At 36.4% G+C, this 24,571-nt stretch carries 19 protein-coding genes; 11 read left to right on the top strand and 8 right to left on the bottom strand.

Features of this window, described 5'->3' with window-relative positions:
• Nucleotide 1: 1 nt before the first annotated feature.
• The 3 genes from ACHZAX_RS00540 to ACHZAX_RS00550 all read right to left on the bottom strand — a co-directional run bounded on the left by ACHZAX_RS00540 (nt 2) and on the right by ACHZAX_RS00550 (nt 2,789).
• The gene (locus ACHZAX_RS00540; protein ID WP_320017653.1) at nt 2–601 is read right to left on the bottom strand and encodes a hypothetical protein; all 600 of its coding nucleotides are present in this window, start codon (nt 599–601) and stop codon (nt 2–4) included.
• Nucleotides 601–1,410, bottom strand: coding sequence for a metallophosphoesterase family protein (locus tag ACHZAX_RS00545; RefSeq protein WP_320017654.1), 810 nt, complete (start codon nt 1,408–1,410; stop codon nt 601–603). Before ACHZAX_RS00545 ends, ACHZAX_RS00540 begins: the two co-directional genes overlap by 1 nt.
• A gap of 134 nt (nt 1,411–1,544) precedes the next feature.
• Nucleotides 1,545–2,789 (bottom strand): ABC transporter permease, encoded by a 1,245-nt coding sequence (locus tag ACHZAX_RS00550; protein WP_320017655.1) that lies wholly within the window; start codon nt 2,787–2,789, stop codon nt 1,545–1,547.
• A 205-nt stretch (nt 2,790–2,994) separates the two neighbouring features.
• On the opposite strand from ACHZAX_RS00550, the gene ACHZAX_RS00555 reads away from it, so the two are divergent.
• Together ACHZAX_RS00555 and ACHZAX_RS00560 are read left to right on the top strand one after the other, a co-directional pair.
• Entirely contained in the window at nt 2,995–4,206 is a 1,212-nt protein-coding gene (locus ACHZAX_RS00555; protein ID WP_320017656.1) for an exo-beta-N-acetylmuramidase NamZ family protein, read from the top strand.
• A 303-nt stretch (nt 4,207–4,509) separates the two neighbouring features.
• Nucleotides 4,510–5,091 (top strand): thioredoxin family protein, encoded by a 582-nt coding sequence (locus ACHZAX_RS00560; protein WP_320017657.1) that lies wholly within the window; start codon nt 4,510–4,512, stop codon nt 5,089–5,091.
• A gap of 77 nt (nt 5,092–5,168) precedes the next feature.
• On the opposite strand, the gene ACHZAX_RS00565 is transcribed toward ACHZAX_RS00560, so the two are convergent.
• Nucleotides 5,169–6,368 (bottom strand): pyridoxal phosphate-dependent aminotransferase, encoded by a 1,200-nt coding sequence (locus ACHZAX_RS00565; RefSeq protein ID WP_101309616.1) that lies wholly within the window; start codon nt 6,366–6,368, stop codon nt 5,169–5,171.
• Between the two features lie 304 nt (nt 6,369–6,672).
• Between ACHZAX_RS00565 and ACHZAX_RS00570 the strand changes: the two genes are divergently transcribed.
• Nucleotides 6,673–9,294, top strand: a complete 2,622-nt coding sequence (locus ACHZAX_RS00570; RefSeq protein WP_101309617.1) for a valine--tRNA ligase — start codon at nt 6,673–6,675, stop codon at nt 9,292–9,294.
• Between the two features lie 78 nt (nt 9,295–9,372).
• Here the strand turns inward: ACHZAX_RS00570 and ACHZAX_RS00575 are convergent, their stop codons facing one another.
• Complete coding sequence (locus ACHZAX_RS00575) at nt 9,373–9,885, bottom strand: hypothetical protein (RefSeq protein WP_320017658.1); 513 nt, start codon at nt 9,883–9,885, stop codon at nt 9,373–9,375.
• 471 nt (nt 9,886–10,356) lie between these two features.
• Between ACHZAX_RS00575 and ACHZAX_RS00580 the strand changes: the two genes are divergently transcribed.
• The 4 genes from ACHZAX_RS00580 (at nt 10,357) to ACHZAX_RS00595 (ending at nt 15,379) form a co-directional block, all read left to right on the top strand.
• Complete coding sequence (locus ACHZAX_RS00580; protein ID WP_101309618.1) at nt 10,357–10,749, top strand: HU family DNA-binding protein; 393 nt, start codon at nt 10,357–10,359, stop codon at nt 10,747–10,749.
• 243 nt (nt 10,750–10,992) lie between these two features.
• A complete protein-coding gene (locus ACHZAX_RS00585) occupies nt 10,993–12,330 on the top strand; it encodes an NAD(P)/FAD-dependent oxidoreductase (RefSeq protein ID WP_320017659.1) in 1,338 nt (445 codons plus the stop codon).
• Between the two features lie 255 nt (nt 12,331–12,585).
• Nucleotides 12,586–13,347 (top strand): DUF6515 family protein, encoded by a 762-nt coding sequence (locus tag ACHZAX_RS00590; protein ID WP_320017660.1) that lies wholly within the window; start codon nt 12,586–12,588, stop codon nt 13,345–13,347.
• A 526-nt stretch (nt 13,348–13,873) separates the two neighbouring features.
• Entirely contained in the window at nt 13,874–15,379 is a 1,506-nt protein-coding gene (locus ACHZAX_RS00595) for a glutamine synthetase family protein (RefSeq protein ID WP_320017661.1), read from the top strand.
• 82 nt (nt 15,380–15,461) lie between these two features.
• On the opposite strand, the gene ACHZAX_RS00600 is transcribed toward ACHZAX_RS00595, so the two are convergent.
• Together ACHZAX_RS00600 and ACHZAX_RS00605 are read right to left on the bottom strand one after the other, a co-directional pair.
• On the bottom strand, nt 15,462–16,787 hold the full coding sequence (locus ACHZAX_RS00600; protein WP_101309622.1) for an ammonium transporter: 1,326 nt from the start codon (nt 16,785–16,787) through the stop codon (nt 15,462–15,464).
• 288 nt (nt 16,788–17,075) lie between these two features.
• A complete protein-coding gene (locus ACHZAX_RS00605; RefSeq protein ID WP_101309623.1) occupies nt 17,076–17,477 on the bottom strand; it encodes a DUF4783 domain-containing protein in 402 nt (133 codons plus the stop codon).
• 290 nt (nt 17,478–17,767) lie between these two features.
• Here ACHZAX_RS00605 and ACHZAX_RS00610 point away from each other — a divergent pair, with 290 nt between their 5' ends.
• The 4 genes from ACHZAX_RS00610 to ACHZAX_RS00625 all read left to right on the top strand — a co-directional run bounded on the left by ACHZAX_RS00610 (nt 17,768) and on the right by ACHZAX_RS00625 (nt 23,977).
• Nucleotides 17,768–18,865 carry an IS4 family transposase gene (locus ACHZAX_RS00610; RefSeq protein ID WP_320017662.1) on the top strand — a complete coding sequence of 366 codons (1,098 nt, stop codon included), beginning with the start codon at nt 17,768–17,770 and terminating at the stop codon, nt 18,863–18,865.
• Nucleotides 18,866–18,971: 106 nt separating this feature from the next.
• The gene (gene rlmH, locus ACHZAX_RS00615; RefSeq protein ID WP_101309624.1) at nt 18,972–19,445 is read left to right on the top strand and encodes a 23S rRNA (pseudouridine(1915)-N(3))-methyltransferase RlmH; all 474 of its coding nucleotides are present in this window, start codon (nt 18,972–18,974) and stop codon (nt 19,443–19,445) included.
• Nucleotides 19,446–19,527: 82 nt separating this feature from the next.
• Complete coding sequence (locus tag ACHZAX_RS00620) at nt 19,528–23,199, top strand: ATP-binding protein (RefSeq protein WP_320017663.1); 3,672 nt, start codon at nt 19,528–19,530, stop codon at nt 23,197–23,199.
• A gap of 1 nt (nt 23,200) precedes the next feature.
• Nucleotides 23,201–23,977, top strand: coding sequence for an MBL fold metallo-hydrolase (locus ACHZAX_RS00625; protein ID WP_320017664.1), 777 nt, complete (start codon nt 23,201–23,203; stop codon nt 23,975–23,977).
• Here ACHZAX_RS00625 and ACHZAX_RS00630 read toward each other — a convergent pair whose 3' ends face one another.
• Nucleotides 23,978–24,571, bottom strand: coding sequence for a response regulator transcription factor (locus tag ACHZAX_RS00630; RefSeq protein WP_320017665.1), 594 nt, complete (start codon nt 24,569–24,571; stop codon nt 23,978–23,980).

The raw sequence follows: 24,571 nt of genomic DNA on the forward strand, positions 1-24,571 counted from the left end.
TTTAAAAATGAATGGAAATGCCTAAAGCCAGATTCCAGATATCATAAAACTTAACATATTCTGTTCTTATGCCTTCTAAAAGATAATTGTCAATTGTTCCAATTTCGGTGTAAAAATCGATTCCTTTAATTATTTTATAAGGAAGAGGGTGGTAAACCATAGCGCCGACAAAAGGAGCAAAATGTATTTTATTCTGAAAATAATAATCATTGGGGAAGTAGTTGGGTAAATTTCGGTAGGTATTGTGAGTTGAACCAAAATTGATACTTAAGCCTGCCGTTGGAGCAACTACAAAATCACCAATGTGAAATTGTTTGATAAGAAATGTGTTCTTAAATGCAACTGTATTTAGAGTATGAACATGTGAATGTATTGATGTACTGCCATACATTATAGAAAGACGATACCAGTCTTTTGCCAGATGGTAGGTGATTCCGGCAGAAAGGAAACCTATATTACCTGCGTATTGAATTTTTGCATCGCGAGGTAAATACCATTTTCTTTTTATCGAATCAGTTTGGACTTCGTTAAGATTACTACCCAAGGCTGATAGGTTAAAACAGCAGCAAAATACTAAAATGTGTATTATATATTTTTTCATTAAAAAGCGATGTTTTCAATCGAATAATTACCATTATCAACAGTAATTACCTGATAGTGATTATCAGCAATATCACCTCCTACCAAAAAATCTGTTTTGCCATATTTTTTGCCGTGATAAAAGCTGTGTGTATGGCCATGTATGGAGAGTTTAATATTGTTATTCTCAAGTATTTGATTTAGAATTGAATCTTCTCCGTCATATTGATCTGCATAAGGAGGGATGTGTGAGACCGGAATCACAAGATCAGCACTGCCATCATTTTTTAAATTATCATTGAACCAATCAAAATCAGGATTTGTGTTTTTTCTTTCCCATACAATATTATCAAACATTACAAATTTGCAGCCTTTGTAAGTAAATGTATAGTTGTTTTCACCAAAGGAGGTTTGGTACAATCTTTCGCCATTCGATAAGAAGTCGTGATTTCCGATTACCGTAAAAAAAGGAACATTTAGATTTTCCAGAATTTCGTTGCACCATGTAAATTCTTTGTGAAGGGCACTTAATGTTAAATCGCCGCCATGTATTACAAAATCAATATCGTCTCTTTTATTTAAAGCCGTAACAGCATTATTGAATTCATCATAAAATGTGTGAGTATCTGTTATAAAGGCGAATTTAAACGTTTTATTATTATTGACAATCTTTATTTTATCCAGATTTTTAGCGGTTAAATCTCTGAATTTATTTTTTACTTCATTATCATATGGACTGTATTCATAAGGCAGACTGCATCCTGGGAATACTCCCAAAATTGCAGACAGGCATACCAGTCCGTTGGTTTTTATAAAATCACGCCGGATCATATTTATACGTTTTATTCTTTAAAGGGAATTCAAAAAAAGGTAGGATGCAGTAAAGATATCAGATAAATAGGAGAGAGATAAAAATGATAACATTTCTTAACATTTTTAACAATTCAGATTGCTCTGCAACTATTTTAATCAAATTTAATCGCCTTTGCAGGAGTTATTTTTGTAATTAAATAGGAGGGAACAAGCAACATCGAAACCGTAGCAATTAAACTGCCAATATTCAGAAGAATAATGTGAGTGATTTTAAGATTGATTGGTACGGTATCTACATAGTAGTTGGTTGGATCTAAAGGAATAATTTTAAAAAAGTACTGAAGCAGACACACGGAGATTCCAATAATATTTCCCCATAATAATCCTTGTCCGATAAGCATAGCAGATTGGTAAAGAAATATCTTTCGAATCGACCAGTTTTCTGTGCCAAGTGCTTTTAAAATTCCAATCATATTGGTCTTTTCCAGAATAATAATTAAAAGCCCCGAAACCATATTAAAACCGGCAACCAGTATCATCAAGCTTAAAATAATCCATACATTCATATCGAGCATGTCAAGCCAGCTAAATATTTGCGGATATTTACGAACAATGCTTCTTACTTTTAAACCGGCGCCATCATCGGTAAATGATGCAGCTGTAATTCCTTTTATCTGTTGATCGATAAGATCTAAATCGTCAAAATTATCAATGAAAATTTCGTAGCCGCTAACCTGATTGTCACTCCAGTCATTTAATTTCTGAATGTGTTGTATGTCGCAGATAAGGAATAGTTTGTCGAATTCTTCCATTCCGGTATTGTATATCCCGGCAACGGTAAAACTTCTTACTCTGGGTGGTTGCTGAATAAAATAAACCGATAATTTGTCACCTACTTTTAATTGTAGAAGATTTGAGAGTTTTTCCGAAATCAAAATATCGTTACTTTTGGTACTGTCGGTGAGCTGAATGGTTTTTCCCTCCACCAAATGATTCTTAAAAAAACTCCAATCGTAATCTTTACCTATTCCGTTTAAAACAATTCCTTGAATATCCGCTTTTGTTTTAAGAATACCCGGTTTCGTTGCAAAGGATTGTATGTGCGAAACTCCGGGTATTTTTTCAATGCTGCTTACTGAGATTGCATTTTTTTCGATGGGCTTAGTTTCAAACGACGAGTTGTTGTCGTAATTTGTGATTTGTATATGAGAACCAAAACCGATAACCTTGTTGGTAATTTCAGATTTGAACCCGGTAACAATAGCTACAGCCAATATCATTACTGCGATGCCAAGAGAAATACTTATTTTGGCAATACTAATAATAGGATGAGATATATTTCCACCGCCTTTTTTGCTGATGGTAATTTTCTTAGCTATAAAAAGTTCCAGATTCAAATTGAGATTTTTTTATTATAAAAGTTTGTTATTATAGTTTGCGTATTTCTTCAATAAAATATTTTGTTGATTGTCAGGTTATATAAGTTGCGACCGTTTTGAGGTTTAAATTAATGTCCCCAAGCTATAGTCTAATAAGCTATTGTTTTTAAAGATTAATACAAAAGTAGTAATTTCGGGTTTACAGATGTGAAAAATTAGTTAAATGAGAAAAATAAAACAATCGATTCAATATTGTGTGCTGTGTTCATACTTTTTGTTTGTAGTATGTATAACATCTTGTGCACAAAAACAATCAGATTCATTAACAACCGGAGCCGAAAATTTCACGGAATATATACCTCTGTTTAAAGAGAAAAAAATTGCAGTTGCCGCCAATCAGTCCTCATTGATTAAAGGCGAACATTTGGTCGATGTATTATTGGCAAAAGACATTCACATTACAAGAATATTTAGTCCCGAACACGGCTTTAGGGGAGATGCTGACGCGGGTGAGAAAATTACCAATGGCATAGATGCGAAAACAGGATTGCCGATTGTGTCCCTATATGGAAAGCATTATAAACCTTCGGCTGCTGATTTAAAAGATGTTGATATTGTGGTGTTTGATATTCAGGATGTTGGTGTTCGCTTTTACACATACATATCCACACTGCATTATGTGATGGAGGCTTGCGCCGAACAGGGAAAACAGGTAATTGTTCTCGATCGGCCAAATCCAAACGGACAGTACGTGGATGGACCAGTCCTGGAGATGAAATACAGTTCCTTTGTTGGAATGCATCCGGTGCCTGTGGTTTATGGCATGTCGATTGGTGAATATGCCCAAATGATTAACGGGGAAAAATGGTTGAAGAATAAAGTACAATGTGAATTAAAAGTGATTCCATGCAAAAACTGGAACCGGGAGAAATCCTATTTACTGCCGGTAAAGCCGTCGCCCAATCTGCCAAATCAATTGTCTGTTGCTTTGTATCCGTCTCTGTGTTTTTTCGAAGGAACAGTGGTTAGTGCCGGTCGTGGTACAAATTATCCGTTTCAAGTATACGGACATCCATTTTTTACCAAGGGTGATTTTGAGTTCACGCCAAGAAGTATTCCCGGAGCAAGTAAATACCCAAAGTTTAAAGGTGAAAAATGTGTTGGGTACGATTTACGTAAGATAAATGCGGATGACTTTCGAAAGAAGAAAAAATTGGATCTGTCTTTTTTACTAAATGCTTATAGTGAATTAAAAGCCAAGTCTGATTTTTTCAATTCTTTTTTTGAAAATCTTGCAGGAACAGCAAATCTGAGAACTCAAATTGAAAACTCCATACCGGAAGAACAAATTAGAGAGAGCTGGAAAAAGGATCGCAAAAAATTTATGGCAATTCGAGCGAAGTATCTTATTTATCCTGACTTTACTGAAAGGTAGGTAGAAAGAGAAACAGAAGCACCGGAGTGAAAGGAAAGTTGTATCGACTAAGTTGCAAATCCGATGTTCTGTTTCTGAGGGATTCTTTTATTTGTGGTTGAATTTGTATTCGTCTTTAACAAGAGCAAGTTTACAAAAGAGAAATTTAGGAAGTATAAACTGACTATTAATTATGTGTTAATTACGATTTGTTTTTTCAGATTTAGGAGCAGAAATTAACAATTGAATAGCGTGAAATTAATTTAGATTTTCTCAAAATAATAAGTAAATTTAAAGGAGTGTTCAATAAATAAAATATTTAAAATGGCATTTACCTTGCAAATTAATGATAAGGCTCCGGATTTTGATCTGATAGCTACCGATGGAATTCGATATAAATTAAACGATTTTAAATCATCTAAACTTTTAGTTGTTTTTTTTACTTGTAATCATTGCCCGTATGTTATCGGCTCTGATGAAGATACCAGAATGATTGCTGATAAATACATTCCAAATGGAGTCGAATTTGTGGGAATTAATTCTAATTCAGCAAACACTTACGAGGAAGATGATTACAATCATATGGTAACACGAATGGAAGAAAATGATTTTCCATGGGTTTATTTGTATGACGAAACACAAGAAGTGGCAATGACTTACGGTGCACTGAGGACTCCACATTTTTATTTGTTTAATGAAGCACGCAAATTGATTTATACAGGAAGAGCTGTTGATAATCCAAAGGATACTTCTAAGGTTTCAGTCAGAGATTTGGAGAGAGCTGTAGATGAATATTTGGCTGGAAAAGAAATCTCTGTTCCGGTAACCAACCCGATTGGCTGCAACGTAAAATGGGATGGGAAAGACAAACACTGGATGCCGGCTGATGCCTGCGATTTGGTATAAAATAAAAAAACGGCTCCAATTTTGGAGCCGTTTCTGTATCTATTTAGTAAAGCCTTTTAGCTTTATCCTTTTACCTGTTAAATAGTCCTTCCCGGATAAACCTTCAATGCTTCAGCAAGAGTTTCCATCGCTTTCGCCAACTCTTCTTTTTTAAGAACGTAAGCAATACGCACCTCATTTTTGCCTAAACCTTTAGTCGCATAAAATCCAGTGGCAGGAGCAACCATTACAGTTTGGTTTTTGTATTCAAAATCCTCTAAAATCCACCGTGCAAACTTGTCAGCATCGTCAATTGGAAGTTTTACTACGGTGTAGAAAGCTCCTTTAGGAGTTGGACAGTAAACGCCATCCATATCATTTAAAGCAGCCACCATAAAGTTACGGCGATCGATGTATTCGTTGTAAACTTCGGTGAAGTAATCTGCAGGTGTCTCCAAAGAAGCTTCGGCAGCAATCTGTCCAAAAGCAGGAGGACACAAACGAGCCTGAGCAAATTTTAAAGCGGTGGTAATTACATCTTTATTTTTTGTTATCATCGCACCAATACGAACACCACATTCGCTGTAGCGTTTCGAAACAGAATCAATTAGAATTACATTTTGCTCCAAGCCTTCCAACTTCATAGCTGAGAAATGTTCTTCGCCATCGTAACAAAACTCACGGTAAACTTCGTCTGAGAAAAGGAACAGGTCGTGCTTGATAATCAATTCACGCAATTGGTTCAATTCCTCTTTTGAGTACAAGTAACCAGTTGGGTTATTTGGGTTACAAATAACAATTCCTTTTGTTTTTGGGGTCATTAATTTTTCGAATTCTTCAATTGCAGGCAATGCAAAATCATTTTCGATACTCGATGTAATTGGTTTCACAACCACACCGGCAGCTACAGCAAAACCATTGTAGTTTGCGTAAAATGGCTCCGGAATCAAAATCTCATCACCAGGATTCATACAAGTCATCAAAGCAAAAGTAATTGCTTCCGATCCACCGGTAGTAATCAACATTTCATTTTCGTCCACGTTAATTCCGATGTTCTGATAGTATTTCGCCAATTTTCTGCGATAAGAGATATTGCCCGCCGAATGAGAATACTCAATCACCTTTTCGGTACAATTTCTAATGGCTTCCATGGCAACCTCAGGTGTTTTAATGTCCGGCTGACCAATGTTTAATGGATACACAGTTCTTCCTGCAGCTCTTGCAGCTTCAGCGTAAGGAACCAATTTGCGAATTGGTGACTCAGGCATTAATCTTCCTTTGTCTGATATTTGTGGCATTTGTTACGTGTTTATATATTTATGAATGAAGTTTTTTGTTGCTCAAAAGTAGATAAATTTCCATGTAAAAAAAATGATTTTTATTGCTTTTCAGCATCCCGTTAAAAATCTGAAATTTGCACTCCAAACTAGTGATTTTAAAACAAATGCATGGTTTCATTCTTCCCCTTATTTTTATTGCAAAATACTTACAGATCGCTTTCCTACAGATTGTTGCTTTTTGTTGAAGATATATCTCTCAGATTTTCTTAATTTTGAGCCAAATTTTTTTAGTAGTATAGATTTTTAAATTTTAGTTAAACACATGGAAATCCCAACAAAGTACAATCCTGCAGAATCGGAGGACAAATGGTATAAGTATTGGATGGATAAAGGATTCTTCCACTCTGTACCTGATGAGAGAGAGCCGTATACAATTGTGATACCTCCGCCAAACGTCACCGGAGTGTTGCACATGGGGCATATGCTAAACAATACAATTCAAGATGTATTGGTGCGTAGAGCCAGATTGCAGGGAAAGAATGTCTGTTGGGTGCCGGGTACCGATCACGCATCTATTGCGACCGAAGCTAAAGTTGTAAACAAACTAAAGCAGGAAGGCATTTCTAAAGGGGACATTACCCGTGATGAGTTTATGACACATGCCTGGGAATGGAAAGAAAAACATGGCGGCATCATTTTGGAGCAGCTGAAAAAATTGGGTGCGTCATGTGATTGGGAGCGTACAGCTTTCACCATGGACGAATCTCTTTACGAATCGGTGATCGATGTTTTTATCGATTTGTATAAGAAAGAAAAGGTTTATCGTGGTGTTCGTATGGTGAATTGGGATCCTTCGGCACAAACAGCGGTTTCCGACGAGGAGGTAATCTATAAAGAATTACAATCGAAACTGTACTATTTAAGATATCAGGTGGAAGGCAGCGATGAGTACATTACCATTGCAACCACCCGTCCTGAAACAATTTTGGGTGATACGGCAGTATGTATCAATCCAAACGACGAACGCTTTGCCCATTTAAGAGGCAGGCGTTGTATCGTTCCTTTGGTGAACCGTTCCATTCCAATTATCGAAGATGAGTATGTTGATATGGAATTTGGTACCGGTGCTTTAAAAATTACGCCGGCTCACGATATTCATGATTACGAAATTGGCGACCGTCATAATCTGGAAACCATCGATATTTTTAACGATAACGGAACCATGAGTGAGGCAGCTCAGCTTTATGTTGGCAAAGATCGTTTCGAAGTTCGTGATTTAATTATGCCCGATTTGGAGAAAGCAGGCAACTTGGTGAAGGTAGAAGATTACGTGAACAAAGTAGGTTTTTCGGAACGCACCGATGCCGTAATCGAACCTAAATTGAGTATGCAGTGGTTCCTGAACATGAAAGAATTGGCGAAACCGGCTTTGGAGCATGTAATGAACGACGATATTCAGCTGCATCCTCCAAAATTCAAGAATACCTACCGTCATTGGATGGAAAATGTGAAGGATTGGTGTATTTCACGTCAGTTGTGGTGGGGACAACGAATTCCGGTTTACTACTTGCCCGAAGGTGGATTTGTAGTAGCCAAATCAATAGAAGAAGCTCTTGTTGAAGCAAATGCCAAAACAGGAAAAACATACAAAGCAGAAGACTTACGTCAGGATGAGGATGTGTTGGATACATGGTTCTCTTCATGGTTGTGGCCTATTTCTGTATTCGATGGTATTCGTAATCCCGAAAATGAGGAGATCAAATACTATTATCCAACCAACGATTTGGTTTCCGGACCGGATATTCTGTTCTTCTGGATTGCCCGAATGGTAATTTCAGGTTATGAGTACCGAGGCGAAAAGCCATTCTCTAATGTATATTTAACAGGTATTGTTCGCGACGAATTGGGCCGTAAAATGTCGAAATCATTGGGGAACTCCCCTGATCCTTTGGATCTGATTGCCAAGTACGGTGCCGACGGGGTTCGGGTTGGAATGCTGTTGTGTTCTCCTGCCGGAGGCGATTTGCTGTTCAACGAGAACCTACCCGAACAAGGACGTAATTTTACTACCAAGATCTGGAATGCATTCCGTTTGGTAAAAGGTTGGGAAATTGCCGATATCGAGCAACCTGAATATGCCCGATTGGCAACTGAGGTTTTCCATGCGCGTTTAAACAACACCATGGAAGCTTTGGATGAGCAGTTCAGGCAATATCGTATCAGCGAAGCCTTAATGACTGTTTACACCTTATTCCGCGATGAATTTTCATCATGGTATTTGGAAATGGTGAAGCCTGCCTATCAGCAGCCAATCGATCGTAAAACTTTCGATTCAACCGTAGCTCTTTTCGAGAAGTTGATGCAGTTACTGCACCCATTCATGCCTTTCTTAACAGAGGAAATATGGCAGTTACTTGCCGATCGTACCGATGAGGACAGCATTATGGTTTCAGTGATGCATAAGCCGGATTCATATGACGCTAATTTGTTAGCTAAGTTTGAGCAGGTAAAAGAAGTGATTGTTGCTGTTCGTAACATCCGTAAGCAAAAAAATATCGCTTTTAAGGAAGTTTTAGAGATGAACTACAAAGCAAAAGAGGATAATTACGATACTTCTTTCGATTGTGTGGTGTCTAAAATGTGTAACCTTAGCGATATTACTGTTGCAAACGGAGAAATGACTGGCGCAATGTCGTTCATTGTAAATGCTGTTGAATACTTTATTCCTTTGGGCGACTTGGTCGACGTTGAGGAAGAATTGAAGAAAATGGAAGAGGAGTTGAAATATACCAAAGGCTTCCTGATTTCGGTTCAAAAGAAAATGAGCAACGAGCGTTTTGTAAACAATGCACCTGCAAAAGTCATCGAAATCGAGAAAAAGAAAATGGCCGATGCCGAAGCTAAAATCAAAGTTTTAGAAGACCGCATTGCCAGCATGAAGTAATTCTCATTCTACATATAATATGAAGAGGGTACCTATGTGGCACCCTCTTTTTGTTTTATCAATTGTACCTCTTAATCTTTATTGTCTTGAGAAATGTTCTTCCGAAAAAACTTCGATATATTCTTGATCTTTAATATTAGTATTGAATTTTTCGTCAATCTCAGTAAAGCTAAATTCACCTTCATCATCTTTATCAGAATTTGTATATTCTATATCATCTGATGTTATAATAAAAGTATCGTTCTGAATAGAAATTCTTAAAATTTCGGAATCTGCTTCAAACTCATCTAATGAAGGGTAGGTTATTAGTAATTTTGTGTTATTTTCCAGGAGTTCCCATTTCGCAGTGAAAAAACCAAATTTCACTGTTCCATCAGTGTTAAATGTAATTTTGTTTTTTCCGTTAGGATTTAAAATAGGATCTGTAATTTCATAGTTGACATCTTTATTGTCCATTTTTGTGATTACGATTTTAGATGTCTCCCACGTTCCAACTAATCCTGTTGGTTTTGTGTCATCATCTTTGTCGCATGCAACAAATACAGTTGTTAACATTAAAAATAAACTTAGTAGTGTAATTGATCTTTTCATATTTTTTGATTTAGATTAATTTTCGGTAAAAATAATATTATTTAAATATATTTCATGGTACAAGAATATTTTTTTTATAATTATTATTATGCTGTGCGTAATTTTAATTAAGAAAAAGAAAATGGCTGATGCCGAAGCTAAAATCAAAGTTTTAGAAGACCGCATTGCCAGTATGAAGTAAAAGAAGTATACTCTATTATATTAATGCCGTTTCATTCATTTGGAACGGCATTTTTTGTTGTGTGCGTATTAGCTTGATCATTTCATAGGGAACATTCGACATCTTGTACCTGTTTACTTGATTTTCTATTGCTGATAAAATATAAGTTTAATGTACATCAAACTATATTTTAATGTACATCAAAATTATTTTTCATGTACATCAAAAATGATTACCTTGTAGGTATAAGTTAGAACTTATCCTTAGAAAGGAGTCAACTTGTAGTAAGGAACAATTCAAATCATCGGCATATGGCAGTCTTCTATAAAGCAGTGAAAATAAAAACACCATTGAGTAAAAATGGTAAAGCTGAAATGTATTATCCCCGGGTAGCTAACCGACGGAAGGAAAACTTAAGGGATATAGCAGAACGTATTTCGGACATGTCCTCTTTTAACAGGTCGGATGTGGTTGGAATTTTAGAGGCATTCACTCAAATTATTCCTCAGTTGCTGAAAGATAACAGTAGTGTTGAATTGGGAGATTTGGGTACATTTTCTCTTCATATTTCGGCCGAAGGGGTAGATTCGGAAGAACTGGTAACACGACATCGTATTAAGAAAAGTACAATTGCTTTTCGTCCCGGTAAAAGGGTGAAGCAAGATATTGCAAGAGTCGATTACCGAAAAATTCCGAAGAAGTGAAAGAGATCATTTTCTTTTTTGCCTGAAGTAAGAAGCTAAGAACTTTTTGCTGGTTTTTTGATCCATGAAAATGGGTCTTATTTTGTTCGTAAAATAAATTTTCCGTTGCAAACGGTTGAAGATTGGGACTGATTAGAATATTGGAGAAATAATTCTTTAATTTGTAAGAGATAAAAGAGTCTTAAATCTGAAAAGAAGGATGTAAGGCAGTTGTTGAATAACTTACGGATATAAAAGGCAAAAATGGATACCATAAAACACATCCCCGAAAACGGGAAAACAAGAGTCGTAATTATTGGTGGGGGATTTGCAGGCTTAAAGCTTGCCCGGCAACTGGTAAAAACAAAGTATCAGGTGGTTTTAATTGATAAAAACAATTTTCATCAGTTTCAGCCATTGTTTTATCAGGTGGCAACCTCTGGTTTGGAGCCAAGTTCCATTGCTTTTCCTTTGCGGAAGATTTTTCAGAAGCGGAAAAATGTGCATTTTCGAATGGCTGAATTGTTGGAGGTGAATCCAAATGTGCAGGAGATATATACAAGTCTGGGGTCGTTGAAATACGATCATTTGGTATTGGCGACCGGTGTGGATACCAATTACTTCGGAAACAAGAACATCGAGGAGTTTGGTATTCCCATGAAATCGGTGTCCGAGGCAATTTTTCTGCGCAATTCAATTCTTCGTAACTACGAAAAGGCGTTGAACGAATCGGATCCGAAAAAGGCAGCCAATTACATGAATATAGTATTAGTGGGTGGTGGCCCAACCGGTGTTGAATTGGCGGGTGCTTTGGCCGAAATGAAAAATGAAATCCTGCCAAAGGATTACCCGGAGCTTGATTTTTCTTTAATGAATGTGTATTTGTTCGAAGCGTCAGATCGATTGTTGAGCGGTATGTCGGAGAAAGCATCAGCGAAAGCGAAAACTTACTTGGAGAAATTAGGGGTAATTGTGAAAACTGAGGCCCGGGTTGCCGATTACGACGGACTTAAAATTAGTTTGGCGGATGGAGAGGAGTTTTTCTCATACGCTTTGGTTTGGGCTGCAGGAGTTGTTGCAAATCCTATTAAAGGAATTTCGGAGATTGCCGCAAGTCGTGGAGGAAGGCTTCGTGTTGACATGTATAATAAGGTAAGTGGTTTAAACAATGTGTATGCTTTGGGCGATTTGGCTTTGCAAAAAGAAGGGGAATATCAGAATGGTCACCCGCAGGTTGCACAGGTTGGTTTGCAGCAGGCTGGTGTTTTGGGTAAAAACCTCATAAATATTCAACAGGGAAAAAGCATGAAGCCCTTTCATTATAAGGATAGGGGATCATTGGCAACAATCGGAAAGAATTTGGCTGTTGCTGATTTGCCTGGAATTAAAACACAGGGTTTTTTGGCGTGGATCCTTTGGTTGTTTGTGCATTTAATGGCAATTGTGGGTGTAAAGAACCGATTTTTCATTTTAATTAACTGGGTTTGGAATTATTGGACTTCGGATCAATCGCTGCGGGTTTTAATTCGACCGGATAAACGAAGTTTTACTGATCGGGCTTCAAAAAGGCATCAGGTTAAAGATCCAATAAATTTAAATTAGTATTGATTGAGATTCTTTATTTCTATAATTTAGGGAAGCTTGAATGCACCAATTTTACTGAAGATTGGTGCATTTTTTATTTTTGGCACAGGCTTTGCATCTATTCAGTCAAAGTATACCGGTACTTGACTTTTAGAAGATTCGTCCCTACCATAGGATGACAGTATTGAAAGCCATACAAGAGTGTAAATTGAGTATTTAAATTTCATCCTGCACGAAAGGGCTATTTGGCTTACACATTAAAAACTAAATGCCATGAGAAAGTCTGTATTTTATAAGTTGACTGCCAGTATAGTATTGGTTTCAGCAATCGCAATTTCTACTACAAGTGTATCTGCTCAGCGCAGATCGCAGCAAAATGAGAAGACTCGTTACGAAGAACGAAATAAATCAACTCGTTTGAAAGATGCTGATCGAAATGAGAAATACAACAAGAGTCGTTATTCAGATTACTCAGATCGGAAAAAGAATAACACGTCTAATAAGAAGAGTACGAAATATCACAAAGAGCGGCATGCAAATGGGTATTCAGGTCAATATAAAAACGGGCATGTAAACAGCAATAAGCGTTGGGATCGGAATCACAATGGCGGATCGCATGTTAAATCTTATCATTCCTCAGGTGATCGTTACAGGAGTTATAATTATCCAAAAATGGTTCATCCCAATCAACGTTACAGAAACTTTTACAACAATCATGGAAACAATTGTTATCGTCATGATCGTTATGGAAATGTAGTTTTAAGATTTGCTGTTGCGCCGGTTGTAATCCGACATAGTTACGGAGATTACTACTTTTCGGATGGAGATTATTACAGATTCTATCCTGAAGTGGGATATGTTGTAGTTGATGCGCCAAATTCTTTGTATTTCTCTTATGTTCCTGATAACTGCCATAGGATTTTGCATCATGGAAATGAATATTACACAAATGGAGATATGTGTTTTGTGAAGTATAGAAATGGGTTTAGATTGGTGAGTGCTCCTGCCGGAATACATTTATCTTTGAGATTTTAAGTGAAAGACTAATTACATGAGCACTACTGAACAGTACTAAAATAGACTTATCTTTTAAAAATTAAAAATACGGGGGGGTGGTTTGTAAAAAAGACAAAAATGGTCTTAAAATTTACAAAACTACACCCTTATCTTGTAAAAAATGACGTTTTGTGGCTTGCACACTTAAAAATGGGGTGTTTTGCTGTGACTTGTTTTTCTTTTGAGTTGATACCTGATCAATAAAGGGAGTAAGAAGGGTAGAAATATAAGATAATCTGCTTGTGTATATACTTTTTAGGGGTGTATGTGAAAAATCTTATTTTTTGCACTCGAAAACGATTTCGGGGAGCTGTTGTAAAACAGGTTTTCGCTTGGGTCAATCAATGGGTTTTATCTTCTGTGTGTTTCGATTTTATTGGGATTTATTACTTTTTATGTTGTGTGTTCTAAATTCTGAATTCCGCTTGGATATTCAGTGGAAACTAGGCTATTTTATCCCTCAGTAACAAATGATAACAACAACACAATTTAAAACAAGCGTATTATGACAAGGGATGAATATTTAATGGATCCAAATAAATTGGTTCAATTCCTGCAAAAGCCAAGCAACGAGTTCACAAAAGAGGACCTGACAAGATATATAGGAGAGAATGGAATTAAGATGATTAATTTCCGATACGTTGCTGAGGATGGAAAATTGAAAACATTGAACTTTATTATTACCGGGAAAAGCCATTTGGATAGTATTCTATCTTCGGGCGAGCGAGTTGATGGATCAAGTTTGTTCTCTTATATAGGAGCAGGTTCAAGTGATTTATACGTGATTCCAAGATTTAAAACGGCATTTGTGAATCCGTTTTCTGAAGTGCCGTGTCTGGATATTCTTTGTTCGTTTTATACTGCTGAAGGAAAACCAATGGAAAGTGCTCCTGAGTACATTCTAAAAAAGGCACATGAGAACTTTAAAAAAACAACAGGCCTTACTTTTAAGGCAATGGGTGAGCTCGAATATTATATCAAAAGTTCAAATCATACATTATATGCTGATGTTGATCAGAAAGGATATCACAGTTCCCGGCCTTTTACTAAATGGGAAGGTTTGAGACGCGAAGCAATGGTTTTAATTGCTCAATGCGGAGGGAAAATAAAATACGGACACTCAGAGGTTGGGAATTTCTCGGCAGGTGATGATGGTTACGAGCAGCATGAAATTGAGTTTTTACCGGTTGAGGCAGAAGATGCAGTTGATCAGTTGGTGATTGCAAAATGGATTGTAAGAATGTTGGCTGCCCGTGAGAATGTATTGGTGAGCTGGGCTCCAAAAATTACTGTTGGCAAAGCCGGCAGTGGTTTGCATATTCATATGTTGGTAGAAAAAGACGGCAAAAATATTTGTATTGAAAATGGAAAGTTGAGTGATACGGCTAAGAAAATGATTGCTGGTATTTTGAAACTTTCAGGAGCTTTAACAGCTTTTGGAAATACGATTCCGACTTCTTATTTGCGTTTGGTTCCGCATCAGGAGGCTCCGACTTACGTTTGTTGGGGAGATCGCAACCGCTCTGTTTTAGTGAGGGTTCCTCTTGGTTGGGTAGGTGCTGCGGATATGATTAAGAGTGTGAATCCGTTCGAGCCGGCTGATGCAAGAGATTTTTCAGGTAAACAAACTTTTGAGTTCAGAGTGCCGGATGGTTCTGCAGATATTTATTCGTTGGTGGCTGGTTTGATTGTTGCAGGCCAGTATGGATTGGAAATGGAAGATGGCTTGCAGGAGGCTGATGAATTGTATGCAGATGTAGATATTTTTGCTCCGCAGTATAAAGAAAAATTAGATGGTTTGAAACAATTGCCGACTTGTTGTTGGGAGAGTGCAGATTGCTTGCTGGAGCAAAGAGAGGTTTTTGAGCGAAATGGTATTTTTACAAAAGGAAGAATTGATGCGGTTGTGAAAAAATTAAAACTATATGAAGATTATGGGTTGAATGACCGGATTCTGGGTAATGAAGTTCGAATTATGGAGATTGTAAATGATTACATTCACTGTATGTAAATTTGGGAAAATACTTACTAATAGGTTTTTATAGGGGGTAGTCCCGCAACGAAAGTTGCGGGACTTTTTTGTATGATTTCATTTATTCTTTGTATGCAAATGAGTAGGATTCATCGTGTTGTGATATGTCTAAACCTTTGGCTTCGGAGTATTCTGAAACTCTAAGTGAAACAAATTTGTTTGTTATCCAATATAGGATGTAGGAACCTCCGAAAGTAAAAATTCCAACAATTACCAATGCAATGATGTGCATTAAAAAAGTTCTGATTTCTCCATGTATTAGTCCAACATCATGAGCAAATACGGCGGTTAAAATCATTCCTGTAATTCCTCCCATTCCGTGTGCCGGAAATACATCAAGGGTATCATCCAGAGATGTTTTGCCTTGTAAGGTGATTGCGTAATTGCTTACAATAGATGCTATTACACCAATAGTAATGGATGCTCCGACGGTTACAAATCCTGCGGCAGGAGTAATGGCTACAAGTCCAACCACCAAACCAATCGCGGCTCCTAAGCCTGATGGTTTGTGTCCTCGGGCACCATCAAGAAAAATCCAGGTTAACATGGCTGCCGCCGATGCTGTATTTGTATTTAGTAAGGCTAATACTGCTGTCGATGAGGCTTCCAGAGCTGATCCGGCATTGAATCCAAACCATCCGAACCAAAGCATTCCTGCACCAAGAAGCACGAATGGAATGTTGGAGCGTTTCTCGTTGTATCTCGATTTTGTTCTTTTTCCGAGAAACATGGCTCCGGCAAGTGCGGCGAATCCTGCAGACATATGAACAACAGTACCTCCTGCAAAATCTAATACTCCCATGTTGCGAAGGAACCCGTTTGGATGCCAGGTCCAGTGTGCAAGCGGAGCATATATAAATATCGTGAAAAGGCTTATGAAAATCATATATGCTCTAAATCTTACCCTTCCTGCAAAAGATCCTGTGATTAAAGCGGGTGTGATAATTGCAAATTTTAACTGGAAAAGTGCAAAAAGAGCAAATGGAATGGTTGGCGACATTTCAGGATTTGTGTAGCCTCCTACATTTTTAAACATCAGGAAAGTCAGCGGGTTTCCAACCAATCCAAAGCCGTCAGGTCCAATGCTGTCTCCAAAAGCCAGGCTGAATCCAACAACAACCCATATCATACTTACAATTCCCATTGCAACAAAACTTTGAAGAATTGTTGATATAATGTTTCTGGGATCCACCATACCTCCGTAAAAAAATGCAAGTCCGGGAGTCATAAGAAGAACCAGGGCGGTTGAGGTCAGCATCCATGCTACATCGCCCGAAACAATATTTGGATCATCAACTCCCAATTCAACACTAGGGACAAATACTCCGACAATAGCCACTACAATAAGCAGCAATAAGGCATAAAGCCATTTTTTACTGTTTTTCATCACAATAATGATTTATAAAATGTACAAAATCCGGTTGGTGTGATTATGGATTGTAGTCCGTCAAATATTACGCTTGGGTGGTAAAAATAGAATAAAATTCAGAAACAACCTAATTGAAATTAGGGGTATGGTTATTTAAAATGATTATATTTTTGATACAGACCTATTGTTTTTAGGGTGAAAGTTCTTTTTGTGTATGGTTTTTTATTTGGGAGGGTTTGGATTTATGGTGGAATTAGGAAGAGACATCCTGTAAAAAGAAAGGCTCCAATGTATTTGGAGCCTTAATTAGTTTTTTTCGATTCGTAGTTGATGTACAACAAATTTTCCTGTATCATTTTTTAGCAGAAAATTGACCCGGAAGTCTCCCTGGCTGGTCGTTAAACTGCCAATCACATATCGCGCTTCAGGTTTCCCGCCTTCATGTTTTTTATTGAATCCTGTTGGAGGAAATTCCTTAAAGAATTTAGCCATGATTTGTTTTGCTTGTGATTTGCTGTAAATAGCTTCCTTATCTTGTATCGTTAATTGAATTCGATCTCCAAAGAAATTCGATAAGCTTATACTATTGCCTTGTTTAAAAGCATTGATCAGTTCTCGAGGTAAATCATCCTGATTTTGTGAAATTGCTGATGAACAACAAACTAAAAGGAAGAATATTCCTGTAAATATGTATTTTATAGATCTCATATGAATAATTTTCAACTTAATATCATATACCTTTACACAAATACTGTGCGAAAAATACACTGCAAGTTAAAAAAAATCTGAATTTCTTTTTCTAAATAAGAAAAGAATTGATTATTATGATGTGTTCAATCAGTCATATAGATGCTTTCATTTTGCAGGAATTATTTAAAGTTTAACTTAGTACATGACAATAATACAAATCATTGATTTTCAACAAAATAAGCCTCTGTATATTTAGATAAGACGTTGATTTTCATTATCTTAGAAGAATAATACCACTCATTTTTCTAATGAAGAAAATCAACGTCGAGAATAAAAGTAAGGAATTCATATCAATATTGAATACCCATTTTGAAGGAAAAGTTAATTTATCACGTCTGAAATTTATTTCCATGTTTGTGTTTGCCCTATGCAAAGTCCAGACTGTAGGTTTCGAAAAATTAGCTAACGCATTTGATAGTAAGGCTCAGGCAGAATCATGTTTAAGGCGTGTTCAACGTTTTATCGCGCAGTTCATGTTAGATTCTGATTTGGTTGCAAAACTCATTTTTGGATTATTACCCCAAAAAGAAAACTTGAGACTTAGTATTGACAGAACAAATTGGAAATTTGGGAAAACTAATATCAATATCTTCATGCTTGGTGTAACTTATAAAGGAGTGGCTTTCCCTCTGCTGTTTTCTATGCTGGATAAACGTGGCAATTCCAATTGCCGGGAGAGAATTGATTTAGTGAACCGATTCATACGGCTTTTCGGAACGGAATGTATTGACTGTTTGATGGCTGACCGTGAATTTGTTGGAGATAAATGGATCGAATATCTAAATGAAAATCGTATTCGATATTATATCCGAATCAGGAATAATTTCAAAATTTACGTGCCTCATAAAAATGAGGAAATTAAAGCAGCATGGTTGTTTAAATCGCTTAAGTTTGGGGAGTTTGTTCATTATAAACGAATTGTTAGAATGGGATCACAGCTTTGCTATATCTCTGGATGTAAACAAAAAGGCAAAAAAAAAGATGAAGAATTATTGATGATCGTATCGTTCAATAAACCAGAGCAGGCTCAAATAAATTATAAAGAGCGTTGGCAAATAGAAACTTGCTTCAGAGCAATGAAATCAAGTGGCTTTGACATTGAGAAAACACATTTACAAGCCATTGATCGAATTGAGAAACTGACTCTTCTTGTTATGATAGCTTTCGTCTGGTGTTATAAAATCGGAATATTCATACATGAAAATGTGAAGAAAATTAAAATAAAAAAACATGGACGAAAAGCTAAAAGTATATTCAAATGTGGATTATCTTATATTGCAAACGTCTTGTTAAATTCAGAAAATCAGAACAATATAAATGTGTTCAAGTTTTTGTCATGTACTTAGAAAGTTTAAGTACTATTTTCGACGAAAGAAAATTAAGATTTTATTTTTGCACAAATTTTTGCCAAAACAACAAATAAGGGGAGTCATACTTGAAAATTATAAATAAATGAAAATTGTTCTTTTAGTTATTGGAAAGACAGATAAGGATTTTGTGAAAACGGGGATGGAAGAATATCAAAAGAGATTGGTGCACTATCTTCCTTTCGAGATGAAAATAATTCCGGATATAAAAAACACGAAGAATCTTTCTGAAAATCAGCAGAAACAAAAAGAGGGGGAATTAATTTTAGAAAAGATTAAAGCCGGAGATACATTAATATTGCTCGATGAGGGAGGGAAAGAGTTTTCTTCTGTAGCTTTTTCTAATTTTATAGAACAGAAGATGATCGGTGGAATTAAAAATTTGGTTTTTGTAATCGGCGGGCCTTATGGGTTTTCTGAAGATGTGTATCGGAACGCACAAGGAAAGGTTTCGTTATCGAGAATGACTTTTTCCCACCAAATGATTCGGATGATTTTTACCGAGCAATTGTATCGGGCAATGACAATTATTAAAGGAGAGCCTTATCATCACGTTTGATGCTTTGAACTAATTATGCTAATTTGTGAGGAGTTTAGCATGAATTTTGTATCTGCAATAAAACATTTCAAAACTATCCGAATTGAAAAATAGACTTCTCAAATATATTCCTGCGGTTTTCACGTTGGTATTTCTTCTGTTGGCAGTTTCTACAGAGTATTATTTTAGGCAAAATGACCGCCTTGCAAATGTGGCCAATCATACCAGGCAGGTTCTGGAGAGAAAAGAACAGCTGCTGAAAAATGATCTTGGCGAGCTGCAGACTGCAATTGCAAAAAAGGATGGAGTACTTCAAAAATACGATAACTTTTCTGAGTTTGAGAAGGACCTAAAAAAGGATGGATTTGTTATAGTTGCCTATAAACAAGATAGTTTGTTGTTTTGGAGCGATAATTCATTTCTGATCCCTGAGAAAAACTTTCTTGAAGAAGAGAATTCATTGGTTGTTCGGCTGGATGATGGATTCTATTTTATGCAAAAACAGAAGGTGGATTCAATTGATCTGTATGGATTCTTACTTTTAAAAAAGATTTATCCATATCAGAATAAATTTTTGAAAAATCATTTTGGTCCGGATTTTCTCATTCCCGATTCTTTTGATATTTCCTTACATCCGAATGTAGGAGCTTCAGTTAGCAATCCTGATGGCAAATTCTTATTTTCTTTATTGGATGATAATGCCGGAATGGGAACCAGAAGGGGACAAAAAGGAGTAGGTTTACTGTATTTATTGGCGATTCTGTCTGGTTTAGTATTCTTCAGTATCTTACTGCGGCAATTAAAAGATTTGAAATTAGGTCTCTCAGCTTTTCTTGTTTGGGGAGCAGGTTTGGTGCTTTTACGATATTTTATGCTGCTTTGGGGATTTCCTGCTGTTTTTTCAAAATTTGAGATCTTTTCGCCTGTTTTGTTTGCGAGTTCATTCTTCTTTCCATCCTTAGGCGATTTTGTAATCAACTCGTTTTTCTTATTTATTTTCGTTTATACCTATTCACGGTTTTTGGCAATCAATCAATTCTTCAAGCCTAAAAGTTCTTATCAGGTTGCCGGATGGATTTTTGTGCATCTAATTCTGTTTTATCTGCTGTATTTTACAATCGAGGATTTGTTCGAAAGCTTAATTTTTGACTCTAGCTTTAGCTTGCAGATGTTTGTATTTCAGGACAACGGAATTTGTATTTTTATAGGTTTTGCCATTTTGATTTTTTTATTTTATGCTCTGGGACAAATTGCAAATCTATTGGGACAAATTGCCCGCGATCATTGGAATTTAAAATCTTATTTACTCGCAGTTATTCCTGTATCCATAGTTTTAAGTTTGGTATTTTATTATTTCAATCCTGTAAAAACCGATGCTGTAACTATGGGCTTTCCAATTTTGATGGTTTTGGTCTTGGGTCTCATAAATTATCAGAAAGAAAAGGGAGGCCGATATTCTTTATATGTGGCTTTGCTTTTGGGTGTTTCAATCTTTGTTACCAATAGGATCAATTCTTTCTCCAGCCAAAAGGAAAAACAGGATCGGCAAGTGGTGGCAATGAATCTTTCTACAGAATATGATCCAGCTTCTGAATTTTTTTTGATGGAAATTCAAGAGAAACTCGATCAGGATTCAATATTGAAAGATTTGTGCAAACGACCTTTTAGAAATGAATCTGAAATAGAAGACTATATTCAAAATAAATACTTTACCGGATTTTGGGAGCAATATCATCTTCAGGTTACTATTTGCAGCAACATGGATGATTTAAATATTGAGCCTGATAATCAGATCAGAAATTGTTTTGAGTTTTTTGAAGAAATGATTGTGACAACGGGTGAACCAATTCCAAATAGTAATTTTTACTATTTGAATGAGTTTGATGGGATGGTTTCATATTTAGGTGTAATTTCCAATCCATCGTTTGCTTCTGATGAGGTTAAAATTTACCTGCGTCTCGATTCTAAATTTGGCAATGAGGGTTTAGGATATCCGGATTTGTTGTTGGATGAAAAAGTTGATTTGCGCCCGGTAAGTCATGAATATTCGTATGGGAAATATCAAAACGGGAAGCTGATTGCATCTTCCGGCAAATTCAATTATTTCATGAGTAATGCCGGGTTTGGTGAAAGTTCTGCTGATTTTTTCTGGAAACAGATTGATGGGTACGACCACTTGGTATATAAATTTGGTAATAATTCTGTTGTAGTTAGTTGTCCTTCAGTGTCATGGTATAACAGAGGGATAACCATTCCGTATGTTTTTGTTCTTTTTTATGTTTTTGGGTTTAGTATTTGGATGCTTGAGAAGGTTTCTTCTAAATTCAGAATAAATCTAAGTTTCAAATACCGGATTCAATATTCAATTATTGGTCTGCTGATGCTATTCTTCCTTTTGTTGGGTGGGGGTACTGTATATTATAACATTAATCAGGCCAACGAAGCAAATAACAGAAGTCTGCAAGAGAAGTTGTTGTTGGTTAAACGTGAGGTAATTCGGGATTTATCGGGTGATCGTTCACAAAAATCAGAAGTGTTAACAGATCAATTGAGACAATTGTCAAATTTGATTTTTGCAGATATTCATTTGTATAATTTATCAGGGAAATTGATTGCAACATCCAGACCCGAGATATTTGAGAAAAAACTGCAGGGGAAGAGGATGAATTTTGCCGCTTACGATCAACTTTTTTTTAATGAGCGAACTCATTTTATTCATAAAGAACAAATTGGGAAAATGTCTTACTTGTCGGCTTACGAATCTCTGGTTGATGAAAATAATGAAACCATTGCATTTGTTAATCTCCCTTATTTCCTAAAAAGCAAAGAGCTGGAAAAGGAAATGTTTAATTTAATTCTTGCCGGGGTAAATCTTCATGTATTGATGATTCTGCTGGCCATTTTTCTTTCGGTAATTATATCGAATAAAATAACTTATCCACTTCGTTTAATTCAGAGCAGACTGAAGGCAACACGTTTTGGTTCGTATGGTGAGCAAATTGAGTACACTAAAAATGATGAAATAGGTAGTTTGGTGAAGGAATATAATCAAATGCTTGTTGAGCTTGAAGAGAGTGCTTCCCGTTTGGCAAAATCGGAGCGGGAATCTGCGTGGCGGGAAATGGCAAAGCAAATTGCTCATGAAATTAAGAATCCATTAACCCCTATGAAATTAAGTATTCAGTTTCTGCAGAAACGTTTCGAGGACAAAACACCAAATTGGGAAGAGCATTTTAATCGTGTGAGTAAAACATTAATAGAGCAAATCAATGCTTTGTCATCTATTGCTGCGGCATTTTCGAATTTTGCAAAGATGCCGGCAGCCAAAAACGAGAATTTAAATTTGGTTGAAATTCTCGAACATACAGTTGATTTGTTTAAGAACGATGATTTTGATTTGAAACTCGATTTGAATTCCATTGAGAATGCAAGTGTTTTTGTTGATAAAGAACAGTTTGTCCGCGTTTTTGTGAATTTAATTAACAATGCGATTCAATCTATCCCGGAAGGGAATTTGGCTCAGGTTGTAATTGAGTTAGAGAATATAAATTCTGATTATCAGGTAAGTGTAATTGATAATGGTTCCGGAATTAACCCGGAGATTAAAGAGAAGTTATTTTCGCCTAATTTCACCACAAAATCGAGTGGAATGGGATTGGGTTTATCCATTGTTAAAAATATTGTTGAAAATGCCAACGGAAGCATTTGGGTTGAATCGGAGAGGCATATTGGATCTTGTTTTATTGTTCGGATTCCTAAAAGAAAAGAGATATAAGATGATTATAAAAATACTGGTAGATAATACCGCGAAAGATGGTTTTGAGGCAGTTCATGGTTTTTCGGCCGTGATTGAGGCCGATGAAAAAATTTTATTCGATGTTGGCCCAAATTCTCTTTTTATCGAGAATGCGGCTAAAATGGGGGTTGATTTGGATGAAATCAATACTCTGGTTTTGAGTCATGGTCATTGGGATCATGGTGATGGTTTGCAGTTTGTGGCGGGGAAACGTTTGATTACGCATCCGGATTCATTTTCTCTTCGATTCCGAAAGGAAAGCAAGACTACTGTTGGCCTAAAAATGACAAGAAATGAGATTGCTGCACAATTTGAATTGAAGGAGTCAAAATTACCGGTTTGGATCAGTGAGAAAATGGTTTATCTGGGTGAAATTCCAAGATTAAATGATTTTGAATCTCAATCAACAACTTTCCTCCTGGAAGATGGATCGCCGGATTTTGTTGCTGATGATTCTGCGCTTGCCATTAAGAGTGAAAAAGGATTGATCGTGATCAGTGGATGTGCGCACGCCGGCATTTGCAATACAGTGACTTACGCAAAAGATGTTTGTGGAGAGGATAAGGTTTATGTGGTGTTGGGAGGTTTTCATTTAAAGAAACTGGATGAAGTTTTTCAGAAAACTGCAGGCTTTTTTCAGGAAGAAAAATTGGAAATATTGGGAGCAACACATTGCACAAGCTTTCTTGTTCAGGATGAGTTTAAAAAATATTTTAAAACGATAAATTTAGAAGCCGGAGTTGAGGTAGAATTGTAACTATTTTACCTCGTCCATAGAAATAAGATTGTGCAAAATGGCATATACGGTTAATCCTGATACCGATTTAATACCCAATTTTTGTGTGATGTTTTTACGGTGAGTAACCACGGTATGAATGCTGATGAATAATTGATCGGCAATTTCTTTATTGGTTAATCCAAGAGCAATATGTTTTAAGATATTTTTCTCACGGGAACTAATTGTTTCTGAATTTTTATTAGGAAATGAACTTTTGTTATTTTTATTTAGAATTTCCTGCATCATATCAAGAATGGTATTTTGGCCATCCATATAATTGATATAACCATCTGCCTTTAAGTCATTTTTAATGTTTTTCTTGTTCGATAACAAGATCAGAGAGAGTTTATTTTCATTGAAAAGTTCCCTCTTTACATCCAGACAATCACCTGGCAGCATGTCTGGATTAATAATGAGAATATCTGGTTTTCTTTTGTGTACAATTCCACATACATCCTCCTTATTATCGATAAGCTGAATTACCTCAGAGTTCTCCAGATTTTGAAGAATTGACCGGAGTCCTTTTCGGATCATGCACGAATTATCAGCAATAAGAATCGTAGATCTTGCCAT

It is taken from the genome of Labilibaculum manganireducens (genome assembly GCF_963665805.2).
Classification (GTDB): Bacteria; Bacteroidota; Bacteroidia; order Bacteroidales; family Marinifilaceae; genus Labilibaculum; species Labilibaculum manganireducens.

Coding starts and splice junctions, on each gene's coding strand:
- ACHZAX_RS00580 (WP_101309618.1), top strand. CDS start 10,357: ATGGCAGTCTTCTATAAAGCAGTGAAAATAAAAACACCATTGAGTAAA.
- ACHZAX_RS00560 (WP_320017657.1), top strand. CDS start 4,510: ATGGCATTTACCTTGCAAATTAATGATAAGGCTCCGGATTTTGATCTG.
- ACHZAX_RS00575 (WP_320017658.1), bottom strand. CDS start 9,885: ATGAAAAGATCAATTACACTACTAAGTTTATTTTTAATGTTAACAACT.
- ACHZAX_RS00565 (WP_101309616.1), bottom strand. CDS start 6,368: ATGCCACAAATATCAGACAAAGGAAGATTAATGCCTGAGTCACCAATT.
- ACHZAX_RS00630 (WP_320017665.1), bottom strand. CDS start 24,571: ATGGCAAGATCTACGATTCTTATTGCTGATAATTCGTGCATGATCCGA.
- ACHZAX_RS00610 (WP_320017662.1), top strand. CDS start 17,768: ATGAAGAAAATCAACGTCGAGAATAAAAGTAAGGAATTCATATCAATA.
- ACHZAX_RS00595 (WP_320017661.1), top strand. CDS start 13,874: ATGACAAGGGATGAATATTTAATGGATCCAAATAAATTGGTTCAATTC.
- ACHZAX_RS00600 (WP_101309622.1), bottom strand. CDS start 16,787: ATGAAAAACAGTAAAAAATGGCTTTATGCCTTATTGCTGCTTATTGTA.
- ACHZAX_RS00555 (WP_320017656.1), top strand. CDS start 2,995: ATGAGAAAAATAAAACAATCGATTCAATATTGTGTGCTGTGTTCATAC.
- rlmH (WP_101309624.1), top strand. CDS start 18,972: ATGAAAATTGTTCTTTTAGTTATTGGAAAGACAGATAAGGATTTTGTG.
- ACHZAX_RS00605 (WP_101309623.1), bottom strand. CDS start 17,477: ATGAGATCTATAAAATACATATTTACAGGAATATTCTTCCTTTTAGTT.
- ACHZAX_RS00625 (WP_320017664.1), top strand. CDS start 23,201: ATGATTATAAAAATACTGGTAGATAATACCGCGAAAGATGGTTTTGAG.
- ACHZAX_RS00540 (WP_320017653.1), bottom strand. CDS start 601: ATGAAAAAATATATAATACACATTTTAGTATTTTGCTGCTGTTTTAAC.
- ACHZAX_RS00585 (WP_320017659.1), top strand. CDS start 10,993: ATGGATACCATAAAACACATCCCCGAAAACGGGAAAACAAGAGTCGTA.
- ACHZAX_RS00590 (WP_320017660.1), top strand. CDS start 12,586: ATGAGAAAGTCTGTATTTTATAAGTTGACTGCCAGTATAGTATTGGTT.
- ACHZAX_RS00545 (WP_320017654.1), bottom strand. CDS start 1,410: ATGATCCGGCGTGATTTTATAAAAACCAACGGACTGGTATGCCTGTCT.
- ACHZAX_RS00570 (WP_101309617.1), top strand. CDS start 6,673: ATGGAAATCCCAACAAAGTACAATCCTGCAGAATCGGAGGACAAATGG.